The organism is Streptomyces sp. NPDC001204 (assembly GCF_053598035.1).
Genome location: NZ_JBSFJL010000008.1, coordinates 276,222 through 296,879 on the forward strand (window position 1 = coordinate 276,222; position 20,658 = coordinate 296,879).

Genomic DNA, 20,658 nt, shown 5'->3' on the forward strand with positions numbered 1-20,658 from the left:
CGGGGTCAGAAAGGGCTGGGGCCGGATGGGGCCGTCGCGGAGGGTGAGGGGGATGCGGTGACGGACTCGGAGGGAGGGGGAGAGGGGGATGCGGAGGTCGTCCGGCTCTCGGAAGGGTGTGGGGACGGCGTGGTGGGGGTGCTGCCCGCCGGTGTGCTCGGGGTGGGGCCGGCCTCCGCCGTGGTTGCGGCCGGTGTGCCGGAGCGAGGCGCCGGGGCGGTTGCCGAGGGGGCGGGCGGGGCCGCCGCGGAGTGGGATGGAACGGTCCGGGGCGACGAGGTGCTGCTGCGTCGGGTGATGCGCTTCTCCGGCGTGGTGCCGGCAGGGTGGCCCGCCTGGGAGCCCGTGGGGGTGGGGCGCGGGGCTCGAGCGGTGGGCACACCGGGTTGCAGGACGGGAGTGACCGGGGCTGATTCGGGAAGTGGCTTGGGCGCGAGTCCCTGCACCCAGGCGGTTCCGAGAACGGCGCAGCCGGCGACGACCGCGGCTGCCAGCACGAGACGCATGCCCGGCTTTCCCTCCGTCGCTCTCATGGCGGCGCGGTACAGACGGGCCGCCAGCCGGCCTGCGAGATAGGCGCCTCCTGCCATCGGGCAGAGCAGCATGAGCGTGCCGATGACTCCGACCAGCCCGGCAGCCAACTGCCCTGCCGTGAAAGCCGAGTACGTGCCGAGGCATTGGGCCGAAAGACTGCGCAGTGCGGTGGCCAGGAGGCGTGGAAGGTTCCACAGGGCGTACGCGGCTTCTGCCAGGAGCAGGGGAACCATGGTCAGGACCCACACCGTCACGATGATCCGGGCGGAGCGCTTGAGGTCGGCCGCACCCGCGACGGCGCGTCTCCGTCCGGGCAGCATGCTCAACAGGATGGGCTTGACCTTGCCGTACAGGTCGGGAACACCGGCCAGATCGCCGAGGATGTAGTAGCCGTCGAGCCGCACCGCCGGCACCAGTTGTTCGAGGATCTCGAAGTGCGTGAGGTAGACCGCGGCAAGGAAGAAGGACTGGCCCGTGAGAAGGTAGCCCGCGGTGAGGGCCAGCATGAAGATGACGTTGAAATACACGCCCCCCAGTCCGGTACGCAGGCGGCCGGTCTTCCCGATCCGGTACACGTCGGTGACGTCCGTGTACATGGATGGCCAGATCAGGAAGATGCCGCATCCGATCTTTCCGGGTACGCCCCCGCTGTACCGGCAGGCCGACGCGTGCCCGAACTCGTGAAAGACGAGGGAGGCGACCGTCAGCGCGAAGAGGATGAGCATCCACAGCGGCTGTTCGAGCACTTGCAGCACGGGCGTGATGGCTCCGTGAACACCGAAGAGCCAGATGTCCATGGCCGCGGTGCCTGCGAGCGTCAACGCCACGACGAGTGGCCGGTGCAGCCAGGAGAGCGCGGCGGCGATGCGGGCCACTTGCGCCTCATGGAAGATCACTTTGTGGCCGCGGAGGGCGAGGAGCAGGTCCGAGCGAGGGGCCGAGGGCTCCTCCGGCAGGTCTCCGAAGGGGACCGTGATACCGAGGGGAGTGAGCTTTCGCTCCACCAGGTGGACGACGTTCTCCGTGGTGACTTCAGCCCCGTAGCGCCCGCTCACCCGATGGGAAATCGCTTCGGCGTCGCGTACGCCGTCGATGGAGCTCACGACGAGGTACAGCAGGCGCGACAGCTGGATTACCTGACCGTCACCTCGGCGGACAATGTACTTGCGCTCGGTGAAGCCGGATCCCTGGTATTCCCCGAGGGTCTGCAAGCCGTGGCTCAGCCGGGGAACGGGCGCGGCGCTCCACGGCATGAAGGGGCCGGCGGCCTTGGTGTGCATCGAGTGGGTGAATGAGTCCGGCATGCCGTTGACGGCCGCCTCCTGTGGGAAACCGTCCCAGGGATGCGGAACCTGAACATCCAGCGTTCTGAAGCCGCTGTGTTCTTCGGACGCCGTCATTCTCTTCTCCAAGGCGCGTCTGATGTTCTGACGAATGGTCACAGCACTGGACAACAGGCGTGCCGTATGCGATACCGGGCGTGGAGCGGGTGCAGGGCCAAGTCCGTCGACCTGGCCCTGCACACCGCCCGCGGGTGTTACTGCTGAATGCTGATGGCCTGCTGCGCCTCGGACTGGGCGACGGCCCAGGGCGAGCACTGGTTCAGCGCGGCCGACTCGTTGTGAGCGTCCACGTGCGCGGCCTTCTTGGTGATGCTGGTCATCTTGGTGAAGTTGAACGAGAACTTCCCCAGCGCCTCCCGGCCGGGCAGCAGTTCCGCGGTCTCGGCCTCGAGCTGGTCCATGTTCATGGGGACACCTTTCATTGAAGGGTTGTTGAGGGGATCTGGCGGCAGAAATCCGGCAGCCGGGTCATGCGGAAACCCCGCTGTGGAGCCTGAGGCGGCGGAACCGCTGGGGAACCAGCAGGCACACACCGACCGCGCCGTCCAGAGACTCCGAACGGTTTGTCCGGAGGCTCCGGACAGTAGCGGAAGCGGAAGCGGGAGTGCAAACCTCCTATATGCGACATGCGTTCAAAAGCGCACGATCGTTCACTTCCGGGTCCCCACTGGAACGGGGGGCGCCGGCACCCCGGCGACTGTGTGCCGGCCTGTACGCGGGCTCCGAGGGGTGGGTGAACTCCGCAAAAGCCGGGGCGGATCAATGGCGGTTGTCGCGCTCCATGGGCGGCGAACCAACAGGTGGCGGGGATTCTGCTCCGTATTTCCACTCCTGGAAATACGGGTCGTTCAAGGGCGGAAATTCCCCTGCGGAAGTCATTGATTCAGTCCGGCGAACTGGTCGGACGGCTAATCTCGCCACGCCCAATAATTCGTCTGGACGGGTGTTTCGGAAAGGCGGGACAGTGCAGCTTCACGCATGCCCGGCAAGGCAGCTGAGCTGCTGCTTCTCTAATCCCGGCCGACTGCCCCCTCGCGTCCGACCGCACACCGGCTTCAGCGGTGGGCCCGGGAATTCGATGTAACGTCGCATGCAGCGGCAGGGAAACAACGAATTCCTGCTGTTCGAAAGGAGAGTAAGTGAAGACCATTGCGAGATCGGTGGCGGTCGCGCTTCTGACTGCCGGCGCCGTCGTGGTGCCCGCCTCCGCAGAGGCGATCGCGGCTCCGTTCCATGCCCCAGCCTCCGCGACGTTGGCGTCCCGCTCGTTCGACCGAGGCGACCACTACAGCCCCTACGGGTACCGCCACGGCTCCGACCTGTGGCGAGACCGTGACTACTGGCGTCATGACAACTACCGGTACCGGTACTGCGACCGCCACTCCAGGTGGGACCGGGACTGCGACCGGGACTGGCGCTACCAGTCGAACCGATGGGACTGCCTGCCCTACTGGCGCCGCTAGTCCCGCTCCTGTGAAAGGCCGAGCCGCCCGCCGTCGAACCTTCCGACGGCGGGCGGCTCGCCTTTTGCTGAAGCGGGTGTGATCCCGGAACTCGGCGGTGGAGGGATTCTCCTATTCGTGCCCGGTGCTCATTCGACGGTCAGCCTGTAGACCGTCAGCGCCATTCCATCGACTGAAACGCAGGAATCCATCTGACTTGTTGTCAACCTGGGGATAACCCTGCTGATGGTCTGAAGTTCGGCCGCACTGAGAACGGCGGCAGCGACCTTGATCAGATCGGTCAATGTTGCCTCGGAAACTTCCTGACGCGCGTCACCGGGGAGCAGAATCACCGTCTCACCAGTGCTGCCGCGGATGACAGCGGTCATTGAAGTTCCTCGTACGACGAGCACCTGCTACCCCTCTCGCCAGCGCACCATTTCCGACCCGCTGATGCTGGCGCGGCAGGAGGGAGGGTATCCGGTTCAGCCCAGTGCGACGGCCTCCCAGCCGTCGGCCGCGTCGAGCTCTTCTTGGAGTCTGATCGCGTGGACGATACTCGCGTTGAGTGTCTTGCGAATGATGGGATCGGAGATCCCCCACGCGTTCATGGCCTCGTTCGGGGACAGTGCCGCCTGCGCCGCCTCCCGGCTTGCGGTCCGGGGACCTCGTTGTTCAGGAATGAGGCCGCTGTCCACCAGCACCGCCCGGTGGTCGAGGTTGAGGACCGTTGCCCACTTCGCCAGTTGTGAGGGGAGCGGCAGGGTTCTGCCGTCCAGCGTCCGGCTGATGGTGGTCAGGCTCAGTCCGGTCAGGGCCGCCAGTTGCGCTCGGCCGCCCCTGCGCCGGCGGATGTCGTACCCGGCCGCGGTCGCGGCCGCGGAGAGGTAGGCGCCGACACGCCGTGTTTGAGCCTGTCGCCCGGTCCGGGTCCCCTGATGGAGATCTTCCGTAGTCCGCATGTCCGGAGGGTAGCGCGCATGCATGTAGTTTCACGCTAGTTGCATGCGTGCACCTTTGCAGGTCAAGGGCCTAGATCGGCATTCCTCCAGGCCAACTCGTCGATCTAGTACTTATGTGCGAATAAAAATAGCCTTGCGTCACATCAGCCTGGCAACTTCCATACGTCCGTGCGTGTGGGTTAGCCGCACGGATGCAAGTCCCTTAGGGGGTCTTCTGACCATGCTCCGCCTCCATATGGCCAAGCTCCTGGTGAAGGCCAAGGAGCTTGGTGACGAAAGTGTTGCCGACGTGGCGCAGCGCACCGGTATCAGCAGGTCGACGCTCCACCGGCTCGCGGCCGGGACGAAAGAACCGAGCCTGGCCACGCTCTGGACGCTGCGCGACGCCTACGGGGTCGGGCTCGACACTCTCGTGTACGACGACCCGCTGACCACGCGGCGCACCGCCGTTTCACGCCGGTGGCCGGCGCCCGCTCCAGTCGGACGCCGGCGCGGGTCCGGCTGACGGCCCACGGAGCCCGCGGGGGCGGTCTCTCCTCGTCACCCAGCCCGACACCGTTCCTCCACTCACGATCGGAAGCAGGCTTTGATTTCTCATGCCCAGGCCGTGTCCGGCGGCCTCACAACGAGGGAACCGGCCCTCATCACCCGTGCCCAGCAAGGCGATCCCGAGGCGTTCGGCGAGCTGTACCGGATGTACCACGGCGTCGTCGCCGCGTTCATCGGCCTGCGCGTCAGATCGAACCCGACGCTCGCCGAGGACCTCACCGCCGATGTCTTCATGAAGGCGTGGGCCAAGATCGGCACCTTCCGGTGGACCGGCACATCGATCCGTGCCTGGCTGTGCACGATCGCCCGCAATGTGGTCGCCGACCACTTCAAGGTCGCCGCGACACGGCGTCTGACCTTCGTGGACCAGATCACCCACGTGTGGGACGCCTGGGTGACCCCGGTGAGCACCGCCGAGGACACGGTCCTGTCCACCCTTGCCGCTGCCGACCTGCACCATGCCCTGTCCGGGATCACACCACGTCAACAGGCCGTCATCCGGCTCCGGTTCCTTCGCGAGCTGTCCGTCAGCGAGACGGCCCGCACCATGGGAACCACCGACGCCGCCGTCAAGACCCTGCAGTGGCGCGCGCTCGACTCCCTCCGCAGGGCCTACGTGGAGGCGGGATCATGACGACCACTCCCGACAGCCGTGGCGACGTCGAGATCGAGCGCGAACTGACCGAGCAGCTGGCGCAGTTGGCCCGCAGGTTCATCGCCGGCCTCCAGGCGCAGGGACGCCTGGTGGAAACGGGCGGCGCCGAGGCCCTCAAACGGCTTCAGGACCAGGACGAAGCGCAGCGCGGCCTGCCCGGGACGGACCAGCCGGCCGCCGACGTCCCCGAACCCGTCGCCGGCCCGAAGCCGCCCGCCCCGGCACTCCGTGGCGCGATCTCCCCGCCCGGCACCGGCCTTGACGCGCCGCCGGCGTCCGACACCTCGGCAAGTGTGCCGCAGCCGGCCGTCGTGCCCGTCGCCGAGCAGATCCCCGCGATCAGGCCCGCCGCCGCTCGGACCACGGGCACCGAGGAGCAGGGCGCGGCCGACTGGACGCCGGCGCAGGCCCGTACCGCCGCCGTGGCCGCCAAGCTGCGGGCCGAGAACGAAGGCCGGCTCGAGACCACGCACATCACCTGGGACCACGAGCGCGTCGTCATCCACATCCACGCCCTCTCGCTCGACCACTGGGAGTACTGGCTGACCGCCATCGGCGCGGCGCTCGACGCTCCCACCCACCGCGCCGGATGGGCCCAGACCGCCGCCGGACAGATCGACGCCGTCGACGTTCACCTCACCGCGTACCAAGTGCCGCACCTCCTCGACAAAGCCGTGGAGGCCGCCGGCGAGCCGTTCTTTCTGGGAGGCCGCGTCTACGACCTCGCCCGCGGCCAGGTCGACCGGCACGGCCAGGTGTGGAGCTGCCTCGGCCAACGCCGGGAGGACGGCATGCCGCTGCTGACCCTCTGCGGCACCAGCGGCCCTCCTTACCCGCTCACCTCGATCGTCACGGCCAACGGCCCCCTCTCCGCCGTTGAGACGCAGACCGCCGCAGCCTCGTCCCCGGACGCCGAAGACATCCGGTGAACACCGACCCCGATCACGGTGAGCCGCGTCCAGGGGACTCACCTGGCCGGGACGGGCCGGGACGGGTCGTTCTCAACTCGTGAAGCCGATCCGCACTCGTGAAGCCGATCCGCGCGAGGCGCAGGGGGCCGCGCAGCCCGAGGCGCAGATCGTGTACGCCGGCGGCGGTGGCCGGGGCGGTGAGGGTGGTGTAGTCGTACGCGTCCGACGTGGGGGTGTCCAGGACGACGGACGCGATTACCGGGCCGCCGTCCAGGGAGAGTTCGACGGTGCCCTCGCCCGCCACCTCGACGCTCACCCGTGTCACGCCCGTACCGAAGTCGCATTCGCGGTAGAGGAGTTCGCCCGGCCTGCCGGGAGCGGGTGTCACCGCGTCGCCCGTCGTCCTCGTCCGGTCGACGATCTCGATGCCCGACTGCTCGTCGAAGCCGGCGGCGTCCAGGCCGTGTTCCAGGACCGGGCGCGGCGTGCCGGGCTCGCCGTCGAGGGTGAGGGTGGTGCGGAGGCGGACGTCCTCGCTGGAGGCGCCGACGAGGAGGTCGTACGGGCCTGGTTCCAGACGCCGGCGCCCCTGTGACACGTCCCAGAACTCCATTTCGGAGAGGGGGACTTCGAAGGTCAGGTCCGCCCTTTCGCCGGGCGCGAGGGTGATGCGGCGGTGGGCGGCCAGTTCCCGGCGCGGGCGCGGGACCGACGGGTCCGCGGCGCAGGTGTAGAGCTGGGCGACCTCGTCCGCGGTGACGCCTCCGTGGTTGGTGACCGTGAAGGACACGCGCACCGTGTCCTGCTCGACCCGGACCGCCAGGTCGCCGTATCCGAACGACGCGTACGACAGCCCGTGTCCGAAGGGGAACAGCGGGGTGCCCTCGAAGTACAGGTACGTCTGGCGGCTGCCGATCACGTCGTAGTCGAACAGGTCCGGCAGGTCGGAGTCGTCCGCGTACCAGGTCTGCGGGAGCCGGCCGGCGGGGGAGGAGTCACCGGCCAGCACCCGGGCCAGGGCGGTGCCCGCCGCCTGGCCGCCGTGGGCGGTCCACAGCACCGCCCGCAGGGGAGCGGGGTCGACCGCGTACGGGTACGCCGAGACCAGCACCAGCGCCGTGTTCCGGTTCGCGGTGCGGGCCGCGCGCAGCAGCCGCTCCTGGTGCTCCGGCAGCCGCAGGGTCGTACGGTCCTGCGTCTCGCGGCCGTTGATGTGCGGGTCGTTGCCCGCCACCACCAGCACCACGTCGGCCGACCGGGCCGCGCGCGCCACCGCCTCCTCCCCGCGCTCGGACACGACCAGCTCGAAGACCTCCGCGGCCTCCGCGCCGTCCGGCCCGTTCTCCTCGGCGATCCTCACGCCGTCGGCGGTGACACGGACGTGGCGACCGGTCCCGATGTGCCGCAGGAGGTGCCCGCCGCCGTGCGGTTCGAGGCGGAACGTCTCCTGCACCACCCAGCCGCCGGGCTGGTCGGCCGAGGCGCGCACACAGCCGTCGTCGGCCACCGAGAGGTAGTGGCCGTCCGGTGCGCGCAGGGTCAGGACGCCCTCGCCCCAGTCCATCAGGGACAGTACGGTGCCGGTGGCGTCGGTGGTGAGCGGCGGCAGGTCGGTGCGGCCGGCGAGCAGGGCCGGGTCCAGGGCCCCCTCCGCGCCGCGCGCCGGACCCTCGGCCTTCCCGGGCGGCACGTGCAGGAAGCGGCCGTCGGCCGTGCGCAGCCGCACCTGGTCCACCCCCTCCGCGAACTCGACGCGCTCGGCACCCAACCGCTCGTACAGACCCTCCAGCGGTGTGGACCGGCGCAGCAGCGTCCCGCTGTACCAGTCGAGCTTGCACTCGTCGGCGAGCGGGCCGACCACGGCGACGCGGGTGCCGGCGGCCAGGGGCAGCAGGCCGTCGTTGCTCAGCAGCACGACCGCCTGCTCGGCGGCCTCCAGCGCGAGCGCCCGGTGTTCGGGCGTGTCGAACTCCCCGGTGCCGGCGTGCGGATCGTCCCGCGGGTCGAACTCGCCGAGCCGGAAGCGCACCGAGAGCTGCCGGCGCACGGCCGTGTCGACGTCGGCCTCGGTCAGCAGGCCCCGCTCCAGGGCGCCCCGCACCCGCGCCACGGTCTTCGCCGGATCCGTGCCGTGGTCGGTGAGGCTGTCCACGCCGGCGAGCAGCGCGGCGGCGGTGGCCTCCTCGTGCGTGGCGAAGTAGTGCTCGGAGTCGACCAGGTTGGAGGGCGCGCCCGCGTCCGAGCAGACCAGCAGGTCCTCGTCGGTCCAGGTGCGCAGGTGCTCGCGCAGGTACGGCGAGACGTGGTTGGGGCGGCCGTTGACCAGGTTGTAGGCGGGCATCACACCGGCCACCGCGCCGGCCGTCACCGCCTCCCGGAAGGCCCGCAGGTCGTACTCGTGCAGGACGCGCGGGCGCACCGAGGAGGACGTGGTGTCCCGGCGGGTCTCGTTGTTGTGCGCCAGCCAGTGCTTGAGGACCGGTGCCGTGCGCCAGTACGTCGGATGGCCGCCGCGCAGGCCGCGCGTGTAGGCGACGGCGATCGCCGACGTAAGCTTCGGATCCTCCGAGTAGCCCTCCTCGTTGCGGCCCCACAGCGGGTGGCGCAGCGGATTCACCACCGGGGCCCAGACGTTGAGGCCGACGCGGTCGTCGCGGGCGCGCATCGCCCGGACCTCGCGGGACACCGCCTCGCCGATCCGGCGCACCAGGTCGTCGTTCCAGGTGGCGCCGAGCCCGACGGCCTGCGGGAAGACCGTCGCCGGGCCCATCCACGCCACCCCGTGCAGCGCCTCCTGACCGGTGCGGAACGCGGCGACGCCCAGCCGCGGAACGGCGGGCGCGAACTGGTGCAGGAAGGAGATCTTCTCGTCGAGGGTCAGCCGCGCCAGCAGATCGTCGACGCGCTTCGCGAACGGCAGCCGCGGATCGCGGAACGGAGGCGTGTGAGGCGTTCGTACGGTCACGTGGGGGTCCCCTAGCGCTGGAACGGCAAGCCTCTTTCGAAGCGCTTCGATGCTCAGGCGACTCGGGGGCGGGTGTCAAGACGGTCCGGGACAACAAGTCCGGTTCCCGGCCCGCAGCTCAAGGGGCGTATGAGACCAGTCCCGTAGGCCCCGCCTCGGGGCAATCTTGGATCCGACCCTTGTGCGCCCTCAGGTGTTCACTTAACCTCGCAGCAACATCGAAGCGCTTCGACTCAGTTCGGCCTCCCCGTACGGTCGCTCCTCGTGCGGACACGGCGGACACCCCAGTACGGACATTCCTCCGAGGACCGCTTCAGCTCAGCCAGTTCCACTCGAGACATCGAGCATCGACAGATCGATACATCGAGACACCGCAGCCGACGGCCCCACCGCCGGGTGTCCTGGTGCGCCACGAAGGGTTGACGCAATGACGCCGAACGCCGCCTCCGCCTCCACCGGCGCCAGCCGGAGAAACTTCCTCGCCTCCACGGCGGTCGCCGCCGTAGCGGTGGCGGGAGGGATGTCGCTGCTCACCGCCTGCGGTGGTGGCGACGGCGGTTCGCGCGGCGGCACCACGTCGGGCAAGGGCGCCAGGAAGCTGCTGCCGACCTACGTCGCGAACAACGTCGTCTCGCCCGACATCCCCGCCAAGAACGGCTCCGCCGTCGGCTTCACCCGCCCGCTCGACCTCGCCGGCCTGAAGACCTCCGTGCCGAAGAAGCTCGGCAAGGGCGGCAAGGTCAGCGTCATGTCGCCCTTCTGGGGCTCCCCGCCCAAGCAGGACAACGCGTACTACCGGGCGATGAACGACCTCATCGGCGTCGACGTCGTCTGGCAGAACCAGGACGGCAACACCTACGACCAGAAGCTCGGAGCGGTCCTCGCCTCCAGCAGCATCCCGGACGTCGTGGTGGTCCCCGGCTGGAACATGGGCGGCAAGATACCCAGCGCCATCACCAGCAAGTTCGCCGACCTCGGCCCCTACCTGTCCGGGGACGAGGTCAAGGAGTACCCGAACCTCGCGGCGATCCCGTCGGACGCCTGGCAGCGCTCCATCTTCGGCGGCAGGCTCCGCGGCCTGCCGATGCCCGCCTCCTACGTCACGAACATCGTGCCCCTCTACCGCCGGGACCTCTTCGACAAGGAGGGGTACGAAGTCCCCCGCTCGGCGGACGAGTTCCTGGCGCTCGCGAAGGAGATCACCAACGCCCGGGCCAAGCGGTGGGCCTGCGGCGACATGAAGTGGACGGCGTTCAACGCCTTCGGTGTGCTCTCCGGCGGCGAGAAGCCCCTCGGCTGGGACCTCGTCGACGGCAAGCTGGTCAACCGCGTCGAGACCCAGGAGTACCTGGAGGCGCTGGAGTGGACCCGCAAGCTGTTCGCCGCCGGATACGTCCACCCCGACTTCGAGCTGGGCAAGAGCGCCTCCACCGACCCGGGCCCCAAGTTCGCCGCCGGCGAGTTCCTGATCTACAACAACGACATCTCGCAGTGGTACGGCCGGGCCGCCGAACAGGCCACCCAGAACCCGGACTTCAAGGTTTCGGGCATGGACGTCTTCGGCCACGACGGCGGCCACCCCACCCTGTGGGCCACCCAGCCCGCCAACATCTTCGCCTTCGTCAGCAAGAAGGCCTCCGAGTCGGTCGTCCGTGACGTGCTGGCCGTCGCCAACGTCACCGCCGCCCCGTACGGCACCAAGGAGTACATGCTCACCAACTATGGCGTCGAGGGCACGCACTACACCCTGAAGGACGGGGTGCCCGTCAAGAACGACAAGGGCAACAACGAGGTCATGAACGCCTACGTCATGGTCGCGAGCCCCGCCCCGACCCTGGCCCACCCCGACCTCCCCGACATCACCAGGGCCCAGGTCGAGTGGCAGCAGCGCATGGGCGCCTTCACCAGGAAGTCCGCCTTCTACGGCATGCAGATCACCGAACCCTCCCGCTGGACCAACCTGTCCAACGACTTCGAACAGCTGGAGGACGACATCGTCCGCGGCCACAAGAAGATCGCCGACATGCAGCAGGCCGTCTCCGACTGGAAGAGCAAGGGCGGCGACGGGCTGCGCGACTGGTACAGGAAGATCCTCGACGAGAACGGTTCGGCGGCGGGGTGACCCGGGCGCTGAGGCAAGGAGACCGGCCGTGTCCCACAGCACGGTGCCTCGGAGCGGGACCGAGGCCGACCCGACGGCGAGGACAGCGGGGGCGTCCGGCGGCGCCACCGGAACCCGGGACGATCCGCACCCGGGGAGGCTGAGCCTGCGCGTCAGGTTCAGACGCGACCGCGTGGTGCTCCTGATGACGCTCCCGGCCGTCGTCCTCGTCCTGCTGTTCAACTACATACCGATCCTCGGCAACGTCGTCGCCTTCCAGGACTACGACCCCTACATCAGCGACAACGGCGTCGTCTCCATCCTGCACAGCCCCTGGGTGGGCCTGGAGAACTTCCAGGCGATCTTCGCGGACTCGGCCTTCTGGAACGCGGTCCGGAACACCCTGGTGCTGTTCTTCCTCCAGCTCGTGCTGTACTTCCCCATCCCGATCCTGCTCGCGCTGCTCATCAACAGCGTGGTCAGACCCCGGGTGCGGGCGGTCGCGCAGGCCGTGCTGTACCTGCCGCACTTCTTCTCCTGGGTGCTGGTCGTCGCCGTCTTCCAGCAACTGCTCGGCGGCGCCGGACTGCTCTCCCAACTGCTGCGGCAGCACGGCTACGACGGCCTCGACATCATGACCGACCCCAGCACCTTCAAGTTCCTCATCACCGCGCAGAGCGTGTGGAAGGACGCCGGCTGGGGGATCATCGTCTTCCTCGCCGCGCTCGCCTCGGTGAGCCCGGACCTGTACGAGGCAGCGGCGATGGACGGCGCCGGACGGTGGCGCCGCATCTGGCACGTCACGCTGCCCGCGCTGCGCCCGGTGATCGCGCTGCTGCTCGTGCTGCGCGTCGGCGACGCCCTCACCGTCGGCTTCGAACAGATCCTGCTGCAACGCGACGCCGTCGGCCCCGGCGCCGCGGAGGTCCTGGACACCTTCGTGTGGTGGAACGGCGTGCGCAACCAGGACTTCGGCTACGCGGCCGCCGCCGGCCTGATCAAGGGCGTGGTCAGCCTCGGACTGGTCCTCGCCGCGAACAAGGTGGCCCATCTCATGGGCGAGCAGGGGGTGTACCGGAAGTGACCGCCGTGATCGGCAAGCCCGTACGCGAACGCCGCCGGTGGGCCGCCCCGGCCCGGCCGGTGTGGGAGGAGAGGCCCACCGGGGCCGGTCTCGCGGGCAAGGGACTGGTCCTGACCCTGGCCTGCCTGGCGATCCTCTTCCCGCTGTGGATCGTCGTCGTCACCAGCCTCTCCTCGCGCAAGACCATCGACGAGGCCGGCGGTCTGGTCATGGTGCCCAAGGGCGTCACCTTCGTCGCCTACCGGGAACTGCTCGGCGGCGGCCAGGTCACCCGCGCCGCGGTCGTCAGCATCCTGGTCACCCTGGTCGGCACGCTGTTCTCGATGACCGTGTCCGTGCTGTGCGCCTACGGCCTGTCCCGCACCGGCTCGCTGGGCCACCGCTGGATCCTGATGACGCTGCTGGCGACGATGTTCTTCAGCGCCGGTCTCATCCCGACCTACCTGCTGGTGCAGACCCTCGGCCTGACCGACACCTACCTCGCGCTGATCCTGCCCAGCGCGGTGAGCGTGTTCAACATCCTCGTGCTGCGCGGCTTCTTCATGAACATCTCGCCGGAACTCGTCGACAGCGCCCGCATCGACGGCGCCGGCGACCTGCGCATCCTGTGGCGGATCGTGATGCCGCTGTCCCGCGCGGTGCTCGCCGTGATCACGCTGTTCTACGCGGTCGGCTACTGGAGCGCGTGGTTCAACGCGTCCCTGTACCTCAACGACCAGAGCATGCTGCCGCTCCAGAACGTCATGATCCAGCTCGTCCAGAAGCAGCAGGCCCCGGTGGGCCTCGCCCAGTCCATCAAGACCGGTCAACTGTCCGGGCTGGCCGTGCAGATGGCGGTCATGGTGATGGCACTGCTGCCGGTGGCCGTGCTGTCGCCGTTCGTCCAGAAGCACTTCAGGAAGGGGATGCTCACGGGGGCCGTCAAGGGATAGGCGGCATCCGCGCGGGGCCCATCTCCCAAGGTGAGGACACTGTCATGCAGACGACCAACGGCCGGATTCTCTTCGGCGGCGACTACAACCCCGAGCAGTGGCCCGAGGAGACCTGGCACGAGGACGTCCGGCTGATGAAGGACGCCGGGGTCAACTCCGTCACCCTCGGCGTGTTCTCCTGGTCGAAGCTCGAACCGCACCCCGGCGCAAGGGAGTTCGGCTGGCTCGACACGGTGATGGACCTCATGGAGGCGAACGGCGTCGGAGTCGTCCTCGCCACCCCCACCTCCTCGCCCCCGCCCTGGATGGGCCGCCTGCACCCCGACACCCTGCCCCGCGACGAGGACGGCCGCACCGAGTGGTGGGGCGGCCGGCAGCACTTCTCGCACTCCAGCGCCACCTACCGCCGCTACGCCGCCGCCATCACCGAGGACCTGGCCGCCCGCTACGCCGGCCACCCCGCCCTCACGATGTGGCACATCAACAACGAGTACTGCACCCACGACCACGGCGACGAGGCCGCCGCCGCCTTCCGCCGCTGGCTGCGCACGAAGTACGGCACGCTCGACGCCCTCAACACCGCCTGGGGAACGGCGTTCTGGAGCCAGGGCTACGACAGCTGGGACGGCATCCTGCCCCCGCGCCGCGCCCACTACCTGAAGAACCCCGCCCAGGTCCTGGACTTCCGCCGCTTCACCTCCGACATGCTCCTGGAGTGCTACCGCGCCGAACGCGACATCGTCCGCCGGCACACCCCGCACCTTCCGGTCACCACCAACTTCATGCCGCTGTGGTCCGGTCAGGACGGCTGGCGCTGGGCCGCCGAGGAGGACGTCGTCTCCGTCGACCTCTACCCCGACCCGCGCGACCCCCTCGGCGCCCAGTTCGGAGCGCTCGTCCAGGACCTCACCCGCTCCCAGGCCCGCGGCCCCTGGACGCTCATGGAACAGGCGGCCGGACCGGTCAACTGGCGTACCGTCAACCATCCCAAGCCGCCCGGGCTCAACCGCCTGTGGTCCCTTCAGGCGGTGGCCCACGGAGCCGACGCCGTCTGCTACTTCCAGTGGCGTCAGTCCCGGCAGGGCGCGGAGAAGTTCCACTCCGCGATGGTCGGCCACGCCGGCGAGCAGGGCCGTACGTTCCAGGAGGTCAAGCGGATCGGCGCCGAACTGCGGCGGATCGGTGCCGAGGTGTCCGGCACCCACGGCACCCGCGACATCGCGATCCTCCACGACTGGCACTCGTGGTGGGCCTGCGACCAGGACGGCCGCCCGTCAGCGCACGTCGAGTACCCCGAGGTGCTGCGCGCCTGGCACCGCGCCCTGTGGGAAGCCCGCCTCGCCACCGACTTCGCCCACCCCGAGCACGACCTCACCGCCCACCGGCTCGTCGTCGTCCCCCAGCTCTACCTGCTCACCGACGCCGCGATCGACAACCTCCTGGCGTACGTCGCCGGCGGCGGCACCCTCGTGTGCGGTTTCCTCACCGGGGTCGCCGACGAGGACGACCGCATTCGCCCCGGCGGCATGGATCCGCGGCTGCGCGAACTGTTCGGCATCCGCACGCTGCACGAGTGGTGGCCGCTGGACGCGGGGGAGAGCGTCGCGTGCGCGGGCGGACTGCGCGGGACGCTGTGGTCGGAGGAGATCGAGGCCGACGGCACCGCCGACGAGACGGTCCCGTACCAGGGCGGCGAGCTCGACGGGCTGCCCGCCGTGCTGCGCCGGGGCCGCGCCTGGTACGTCTCCACCCTCCCGGAGCCCGAGGCGCTGCGCGCCCTGCTCACCCGCGTCGCCGCCGGTGCGGGCGTCCGCCCGGTGCTGGACGGGCTGCCCGCCGGGGTCGAGGCCGTCCGGCGCGGAGAGCTGCTGTTCCTGCTCAACCACGGGCGTGAGCCGGTGACCGTCGACGTGCCGGGCACCCACCACGACCTGCTCACCGGGGCGGCCGTGACCGGTCGCACGACGCTCGGACGGTACGGAGCGGCGGTGCTGAAACCGTGACCGGCGGACTCCACCACGGAACCTGGGAACCTCTCCCGGCCGCCCGCTGGGAGGATGCCTTCCTCAGCGGCAACGGCCACCACGGCGCCCTGGTGTTCGGCGATCCGGACGACGACCGCGTGATCGTCACCCATCACACCCTCGTCCGCCCCAACGGCGGCGAGCACGCCGGGCCCCCGCTCCTCGCCGATGAACTGCCCGCTCTCCAGGACCGGCTGCTCGCCGGTGACCGCACCGCCGCCGAGTCCTTCACCGACGGCCGGCCGTTGCAGTGGGTGCAGCCCTTCCACCCGGCCTTCCGGATCCGGCTGAGCCGCCCGCCCCGCGTCCGGCACGCCCCCCAGGTTCTCGGCTCCGCCCGAACCGGGGGGACCTCCGTCCGCCGCTCGGTCGACTTCACCAGCGGCGAGGTGACGGCGGTGTGCGGGGACCGGATCAGCCGCGTCTTCGTCTCCCGCGCCGACGACGTGATCGTCCAGCACGTCACCGTGCCCGGTCCCACGCTCGACGTCCGACTGGACCACCGGCTGCCCGGCGCGCCGCCCGGCCTCGGCGTCGGCCACGGGGCGCTGCTCACCGCCGAGGGGGCCGTACTGAGCCTGCACGCCCGCTACCCCGGCAGCGACCGCGCCTACACCGGCGTGCTGCTGATCGCCGTCACCGGTGGCACCACGGCGCTCGCCCCGCCCGGAGTGCGCGTCACCGGCGCGGACTCGGTGCTGCTGCTCACCCGGGTGCGCCGGCACACCGGTGAGCCGGCCGTGACCGAGGAAGCGGCGGCCCTGCTCGACCTGGTGACCGGGCGGACGTACGACGACCTCCTCGACCGTCATCTGCCCGCGCACCGCACCGCCTACCATCGAGTCACCCTCGACCTGCGCGGCGAACCCGCCGAACGCGCCCTGCCGGGCTCCGAGTTGCTGAAGCGGCCGGGGAGCGCGGCCCTGGCGGAGCGGCTGTTCGCGGCGGGCCGCTACCATCTGCTCTCCTCCAGCGGCCTGCTCCCGCCCCGGCTCACCGGACTGTGGACCGGCGACTGGGACACGGCCTGGTCCGGCGCGTTCACCACGGACGCCAACCTCAACCTCCAGACCGCCTCCGCCGCCGCTGCGGGCCTCCCCGAGGTCGGCGAGGCCCTGGCCCGGCTCGTCGAGGCACAACTCCCCGACTGGCGGGACAACGCCCGCGCGATCTTCGGCACCCGAGGGGCCGTCGCGCCCGCGCACACCGACGGCGAGTCCGGCCACGCGTACCACTTCAGCCGTGAGTACCCGCTGCACCTGTGGACCGCCGGCGCCGACTGGCTGCTCAAGCCGCTCGTCGACCTCGACGAGACACGCGGCGCCCAGGACCCCCGCACCGCCGCCGCGCTCGCCGAAACCGCCCGGTTCTACGAGGACTTCCTCACCCGCACCGACGAACACGGGCACCTCGTGGTCGTCCCCTCCTACTCGCCCGAGAACCGCCCCGCCAACGCGAGCTGGGGCACGCTCAACGCGGCCATGGACCTCTCCGCCGCCCGGCACGCCCTGCGGACGGCCGCCGCCTACCACCCCGGCACCCCCGACGCCGATCGCTGGCAGGCCCTCGCCGACCGCCTCCCACCGCACCGGACCAACGCCGACGGCGCCCTCGCCGAATGGGCGTGGCCCGGCCTGGCGGACGCCTACGACCACCGCCACCTCAGCCACCTCTACGCCGTCTGGCCGCTGGACGAGATCGACCTCCACGACACCCCGGACCTGGCCGCCGCCGCCCACCGCGCGCTCGCGCTGCGCGGCGCGGAGAACGACTCGGCCCACGGCCACCTCCACCACGCCCTGATCGCGGCCCGCCTCGGCGACGGCGACCGCGTCGCCCGCGCCCTCCGGTACGTGCTGGAGGGCGACTACTTCCACGCCTCCCTGATGAGCGCCCACTACCCGGACCGGAACGTCTACAACGCCGACGCCGCCCACGCCCTGCCCGCCGTGCTGATCGAGACGCTGGTGCGGTCCACCCCGGACCGGCTGGTCCTGCTGCCCGCGCTCCCGCCGGCGTACCCGGAGGGCGAACTGCGCGGGATCCGCACCCGGTTCGGGGCCGAAGTCGACCTGGCCTGGAGCCCCGACGCGGCCACGGCGCTGCTGCGCCCCACCCGCACCCTCCGCATCGACCTGAGGACTCCCTCCGGCGCACGACCGCTCGACCTGGTCGCCGGAGAGGCCCGCGCCCTCGACCTGAGGACGTGGTGACCCCCCCCCGCAACTCCCCCCACCCATGGAAGGGACACCACCATGGCAACACGCATCCGGAGCAGGCTCTCGACGGCGCTGCTCGCGCCCGCCCTCGCCCTCGGCGCCACCGTCGGCCTCGCCTCCGCCCCCGCCCAGGCCGCCGTCTGGAACTCCTGCGACCAGTGGGGCAACACCACGCTGAACGGCTACACGCTGTACAACAACATCTGGGGCTCCGGCACCGGCAGCCAGTGCATCTGGGCCAACTCCGGCACCAACTGGGGCGTGTGGGCGAACCACCCCAACACGGGCGGCATCAAGTCCTACCCGAACGCCAAGAAGGTGGTCAGCAAGCCGATCACCTCGCTCGCCTCGCTCACCAGCGCCTACAACGTCACCGTCCCGTCCTCCGGCGCGTACAACACCTCGTACGACATCTGGGACACCGGCTACAAGTACGAGGTCATGCTCTGGGTCAACAAGACCGGCGCCGTCGGCCCGCTGGGCAGCTCCCAGGGCAGCGTCACCCTCGGCGGCTCGACCTGGAGCGTCTACAAGGGCAACAACGGCTCGAACGACGTCTTCTCGTTCATCCGCAGCTCCAACTCCAGCTCCGGCACGGTGGACATCCTGCCCATCCTGAAATGGATCAAGGACACCAAGGGCTGGTTCGGCAACGTGACCATCGGGGACGTGCAGTTCGGCTACGAGATCACGTCGTCGTCCGGTGGGCTGGACTTCACCACCAACAGCCTCACGGTCAGCAGCAGCTGACCAGGGGGCCCATGAGTGTGCGGCCGGTCCCGCATAGGGGAGGGACCGGCCGCACGTCCGCGTCCGGGCCGCGCTACCCGGCGACCGGCAGCTCGGCTTCGTCCCGCAGGAACAGCGGGATCCGGTCCAGGGGAGCGTCGACCGTCACGGCCGTACCGCCCGCGTACTCCCGGCCGGTCCACGCGTCGGTCCACCGCGCGCCCGCCGGGAGGTACGCGGTGCGGGCCGTGGCCCCGGCCGTCAGCACCGGGGCGACCAGCAGATCCCGGCCGAGGAGGTAGGAGTCGTCCGCCGTCCACGCCGTCTGGTCCGCGGGGAACTCCAGGAACAGCGGCCGCATCACCGGCAGCCCCTCCTCGTGGGCCTCCCGCATGACCTCCAGAACGTACGGCTTCAGGCGCTCGCGCAGCCGCAGGTACTTCTCCAGGACGGGGTACGTCCGCTCGCCGTACGACCACACCTCGTTGGGGCCGCCGGTCATCTCCGGGCCCAGTGGCATCCCCGGGTCACGGAAGCCGTGCAGCCGCATCAGCGGGGACAGCGCGCCGAACTGGAACCAGCGCACCAGCAGCTCCTGGTAGGCGGGGTCGTCGGGGTCGCCGCCGTGGAAGCCGCCGATGTCGGTGTTCCACCAGGGGATCCCGGACAGCGCGGTGTTCAGGCCGGCCGCGATCTGGCGGCGCAGGGTCGCGAAGTCGGTGCCGATGTCACCGGACCACAGGGCGGCGCCGTGCCGCTGACTGCCCGCCCACGCCGAGCGGTTGAGGGTGATCACCTCGTCCACGCCGGCGGCGCGCAGGCCCTCCTCGAAGGCGCGGGAGTTCTCCGCCGGGTAGAGGTTGCCGACCTCCAGGCCGGGGCCCGCCCAGTAGCGCAGGTTCTCGGCGAAGCCCGGCTTCAGCTCCGGCTCGCAGGCGTCCAGCCAGAACGCCGTGATGCCGTACGGGTCCAGGTAGTTCTCCTTGATCCTGGACCACACGAACGCGCGCGCCTCGGGGTTGGTGGCGTCGTAGAAGGCCACCTGGACGGTCGAGGCGACCTGCTTGTCCGGCCAGTCGGCGTGCGCCATCGGACCGTACTGCGTGCCGATGAAGTAGCCGCGCTGCTCCATCACCGGGTGGTTCTCGCTCAGCGGGGACACCGACGGCCAGACGGACACCACCAGCTTGATGCCGAGGTCCGCCAGCTCCCGCACCATCGCCGCCGGGTCCGGCCACTCCTCGGGGTCGAACTTCCACTCGCCCAGGTGGGTCCAGTGGAAGAAGTCGCAGACGATCGCGTCGATGGGCAGGTTCCGCCGTTTGTACTCCCGGGCCACTTCGAGGAGTTCGTCCTGGGTGCGGTAGCGCAGCTTGCACTGCCAGAAGCCGGCCGCCCACTCGGGCAGCATGGGCGTACGGCCGGTCACCGCGCTGTAGCGGCGCTGGGCGTCGGCCGGGGAGCCCGCGGTGATCCAGTAGTCGATCTGGCGGGCGGAGTCCGCCACCCAGCGGGTGCCGTTCCCGGCCAGCTCCACGCGGCCGATGGCCGGGTTGTTCCACAGCAGGGTGTAGCCGCGGCTGGAGGTGAGCACGGGGATGGCCACCTCGGCGTTGCGCTGGACCAGGTCGACGACCAGGCCCTTCTGGTCCAGCCGGCCGTGCTGGTGCTGGCCGAGGCCGTACAGCCTCTCGTCGTCGTAGGCGGAGAAGCGCTGCTCCAGGCGGTGGTGGCCGTTGCCGACGGCGGTGTAGAGGCGGGGGCCTGGCCACCAGAAGTGGGCGCGCTCCTCCGCCAGCAGTTCCGTGAGGTCGTCCGTGCGCAGGAAGCGGATCAGGCCCGCGGCGTCGACGTCGACCGTGAGGGCGCCGACGGTCAGGCGCCCCCGGCCGTCCTCGATCTTCACGGTGCTCTCGGTGGCCGGAGCGTGGGCGAGGAGCGCGCCGGGCAGGTCGTCCAGGACCGGGCCCCCGAGCCGGGCGCGCACCCGGACAGCGTCCGGCCCCCACGGCTCGATGCGTACGGTCTCCTGGCGGCCGCTCCACTCCAGCACGCCGTCCCGGTCGCGGAACATGCCGACCGTGGGGGACGACTGGGCGAGGCTGACCGGGCCGTGCGGGGGCTGGGTCTCGGCATGCTGGTTCACGAGTGCTCCTTGAAGGAGTGCGGACGGGGAGTCCTGCGAGAAGGCGTGAGAAGGCATGGGGC

General features: G+C 70.3%; 16 protein-coding genes. 10 read left to right on the forward strand and 6 right to left on the reverse strand.

Features of this window, described 5'->3' with window-relative positions; all coding sequences use genetic code 11:
- Positions 1-5: 5 nt before the first annotated feature.
- Positions 6-2,132 (reverse strand): hypothetical protein, encoded by a 2,127-nt coding sequence (locus ACWC91_RS14660; RefSeq protein WP_450643050.1) that lies wholly within the window; start codon positions 2,130-2,132, stop codon positions 6-8.
- The gene (locus ACWC91_RS14665; protein ID WP_172632824.1) at positions 2,072-2,284 is read right to left on the reverse strand and encodes a hypothetical protein; all 213 of its coding nucleotides are present in this window, start codon (positions 2,282-2,284) and stop codon (positions 2,072-2,074) included. Before ACWC91_RS14665 ends, ACWC91_RS14660 begins: the two co-directional genes overlap by 61 nt.
- Positions 2,285-3,016: 732 nt before the next feature.
- On the opposite strand from ACWC91_RS14665, the gene ACWC91_RS14670 reads away from it, so the two are divergent.
- The gene (locus ACWC91_RS14670) at positions 3,017-3,340 is read left to right on the forward strand and encodes a hypothetical protein (RefSeq protein ID WP_225079324.1); all 324 of its coding nucleotides are present in this window, start codon (positions 3,017-3,019) and stop codon (positions 3,338-3,340) included.
- Between the two features lie 128 nt (positions 3,341-3,468).
- On the opposite strand, the gene ACWC91_RS14675 is transcribed toward ACWC91_RS14670, so the two are convergent.
- On the reverse strand, positions 3,469-3,708 hold the full coding sequence (locus ACWC91_RS14675; protein ID WP_225079323.1) for a hypothetical protein: 240 nt from the start codon (positions 3,706-3,708) through the stop codon (positions 3,469-3,471).
- Between the two features lie 96 nt (positions 3,709-3,804).
- Positions 3,805-4,281 (reverse strand): helix-turn-helix domain-containing protein, encoded by a 477-nt coding sequence (locus tag ACWC91_RS14680; protein WP_225079322.1) that lies wholly within the window; start codon positions 4,279-4,281, stop codon positions 3,805-3,807.
- A gap of 220 nt (positions 4,282-4,501) precedes the next feature.
- Between ACWC91_RS14680 and ACWC91_RS14685 the strand changes: the two genes are divergently transcribed.
- The 3 genes from ACWC91_RS14685 to ACWC91_RS14695 all read left to right on the forward strand — a co-directional run bounded on the left by ACWC91_RS14685 (position 4,502) and on the right by ACWC91_RS14695 (position 6,414).
- Entirely contained in the window at positions 4,502-4,786 is a 285-nt protein-coding gene (locus ACWC91_RS14685; RefSeq protein WP_450643048.1) for a helix-turn-helix domain-containing protein, read from the forward strand.
- A gap of 102 nt (positions 4,787-4,888) precedes the next feature.
- Positions 4,889-5,464 carry a sigma-70 family RNA polymerase sigma factor gene (locus ACWC91_RS14690; protein WP_225079320.1) on the forward strand — a complete coding sequence of 192 codons (576 nt, stop codon included), beginning with the start codon at positions 4,889-4,891 and terminating at the stop codon, positions 5,462-5,464.
- Positions 5,461-6,414 (forward strand): BN159_2729 family protein, encoded by a 954-nt coding sequence (locus ACWC91_RS14695; RefSeq protein WP_450643046.1) that lies wholly within the window; start codon positions 5,461-5,463, stop codon positions 6,412-6,414. The genes ACWC91_RS14690 and ACWC91_RS14695 overlap by 4 nt, the downstream gene beginning before the upstream one ends.
- A 13-nt stretch (positions 6,415-6,427) precedes the next feature.
- Here the strand turns inward: ACWC91_RS14695 and ACWC91_RS14700 are convergent, their stop codons facing one another.
- Entirely contained in the window at positions 6,428-9,361 is a 2,934-nt protein-coding gene (locus ACWC91_RS14700) for a glycoside hydrolase family 3 C-terminal domain-containing protein (protein WP_450643045.1), read from the reverse strand.
- A 427-nt stretch (positions 9,362-9,788) separates the two neighbouring features.
- Between ACWC91_RS14700 and ACWC91_RS14705 the strand changes: the two genes are divergently transcribed.
- Genes ACWC91_RS14705 through ACWC91_RS14730 form a run of 6 tightly spaced genes read left to right on the forward strand, consistent with a single transcriptional unit; the run spans position 9,789 to position 18,471 of the window.
- On the forward strand, positions 9,789-11,483 hold the full coding sequence (locus ACWC91_RS14705) for an extracellular solute-binding protein (RefSeq protein ID WP_450643043.1): 1,695 nt from the start codon (positions 9,789-9,791) through the stop codon (positions 11,481-11,483).
- A 28-nt stretch (positions 11,484-11,511) separates the two neighbouring features.
- Positions 11,512-12,546, forward strand: coding sequence for an ABC transporter permease (locus tag ACWC91_RS14710; RefSeq protein WP_225079316.1), 1,035 nt, complete (start codon positions 11,512-11,514; stop codon positions 12,544-12,546).
- Positions 12,543-13,478 carry a carbohydrate ABC transporter permease gene (locus tag ACWC91_RS14715; RefSeq protein WP_225079315.1) on the forward strand — a complete coding sequence of 312 codons (936 nt, stop codon included), beginning with the start codon at positions 12,543-12,545 and terminating at the stop codon, positions 13,476-13,478. The genes ACWC91_RS14710 and ACWC91_RS14715 overlap by 4 nt, the downstream gene beginning before the upstream one ends.
- Positions 13,479-13,522: 44 nt before the next feature.
- Positions 13,523-15,481: a beta-galactosidase gene (locus tag ACWC91_RS14720; protein WP_376501837.1), complete on the forward strand. Its 1,959-nt coding sequence runs from the start codon at positions 13,523-13,525 to the stop codon at positions 15,479-15,481.
- Positions 15,478-17,715 (forward strand): glycosyl hydrolase family 95 catalytic domain-containing protein, encoded by a 2,238-nt coding sequence (locus ACWC91_RS14725; RefSeq protein WP_376501839.1) that lies wholly within the window; start codon positions 15,478-15,480, stop codon positions 17,713-17,715. Before ACWC91_RS14720 ends, ACWC91_RS14725 begins: the two co-directional genes overlap by 4 nt.
- Before the next feature lie 42 nt (positions 17,716-17,757).
- Positions 17,758-18,471, forward strand: coding sequence for a glycoside hydrolase family 12 protein (locus ACWC91_RS14730; protein ID WP_225079312.1), 714 nt, complete (start codon positions 17,758-17,760; stop codon positions 18,469-18,471).
- A 73-nt stretch (positions 18,472-18,544) separates the two neighbouring features.
- On the opposite strand, the gene ACWC91_RS14735 is transcribed toward ACWC91_RS14730, so the two are convergent.
- On the reverse strand, positions 18,545-20,596 hold the full coding sequence (locus ACWC91_RS14735) for a glycoside hydrolase family 31 protein (RefSeq protein WP_450643040.1): 2,052 nt from the start codon (positions 20,594-20,596) through the stop codon (positions 18,545-18,547).
- Positions 20,597-20,658: the final 62 nt, after the last annotated feature.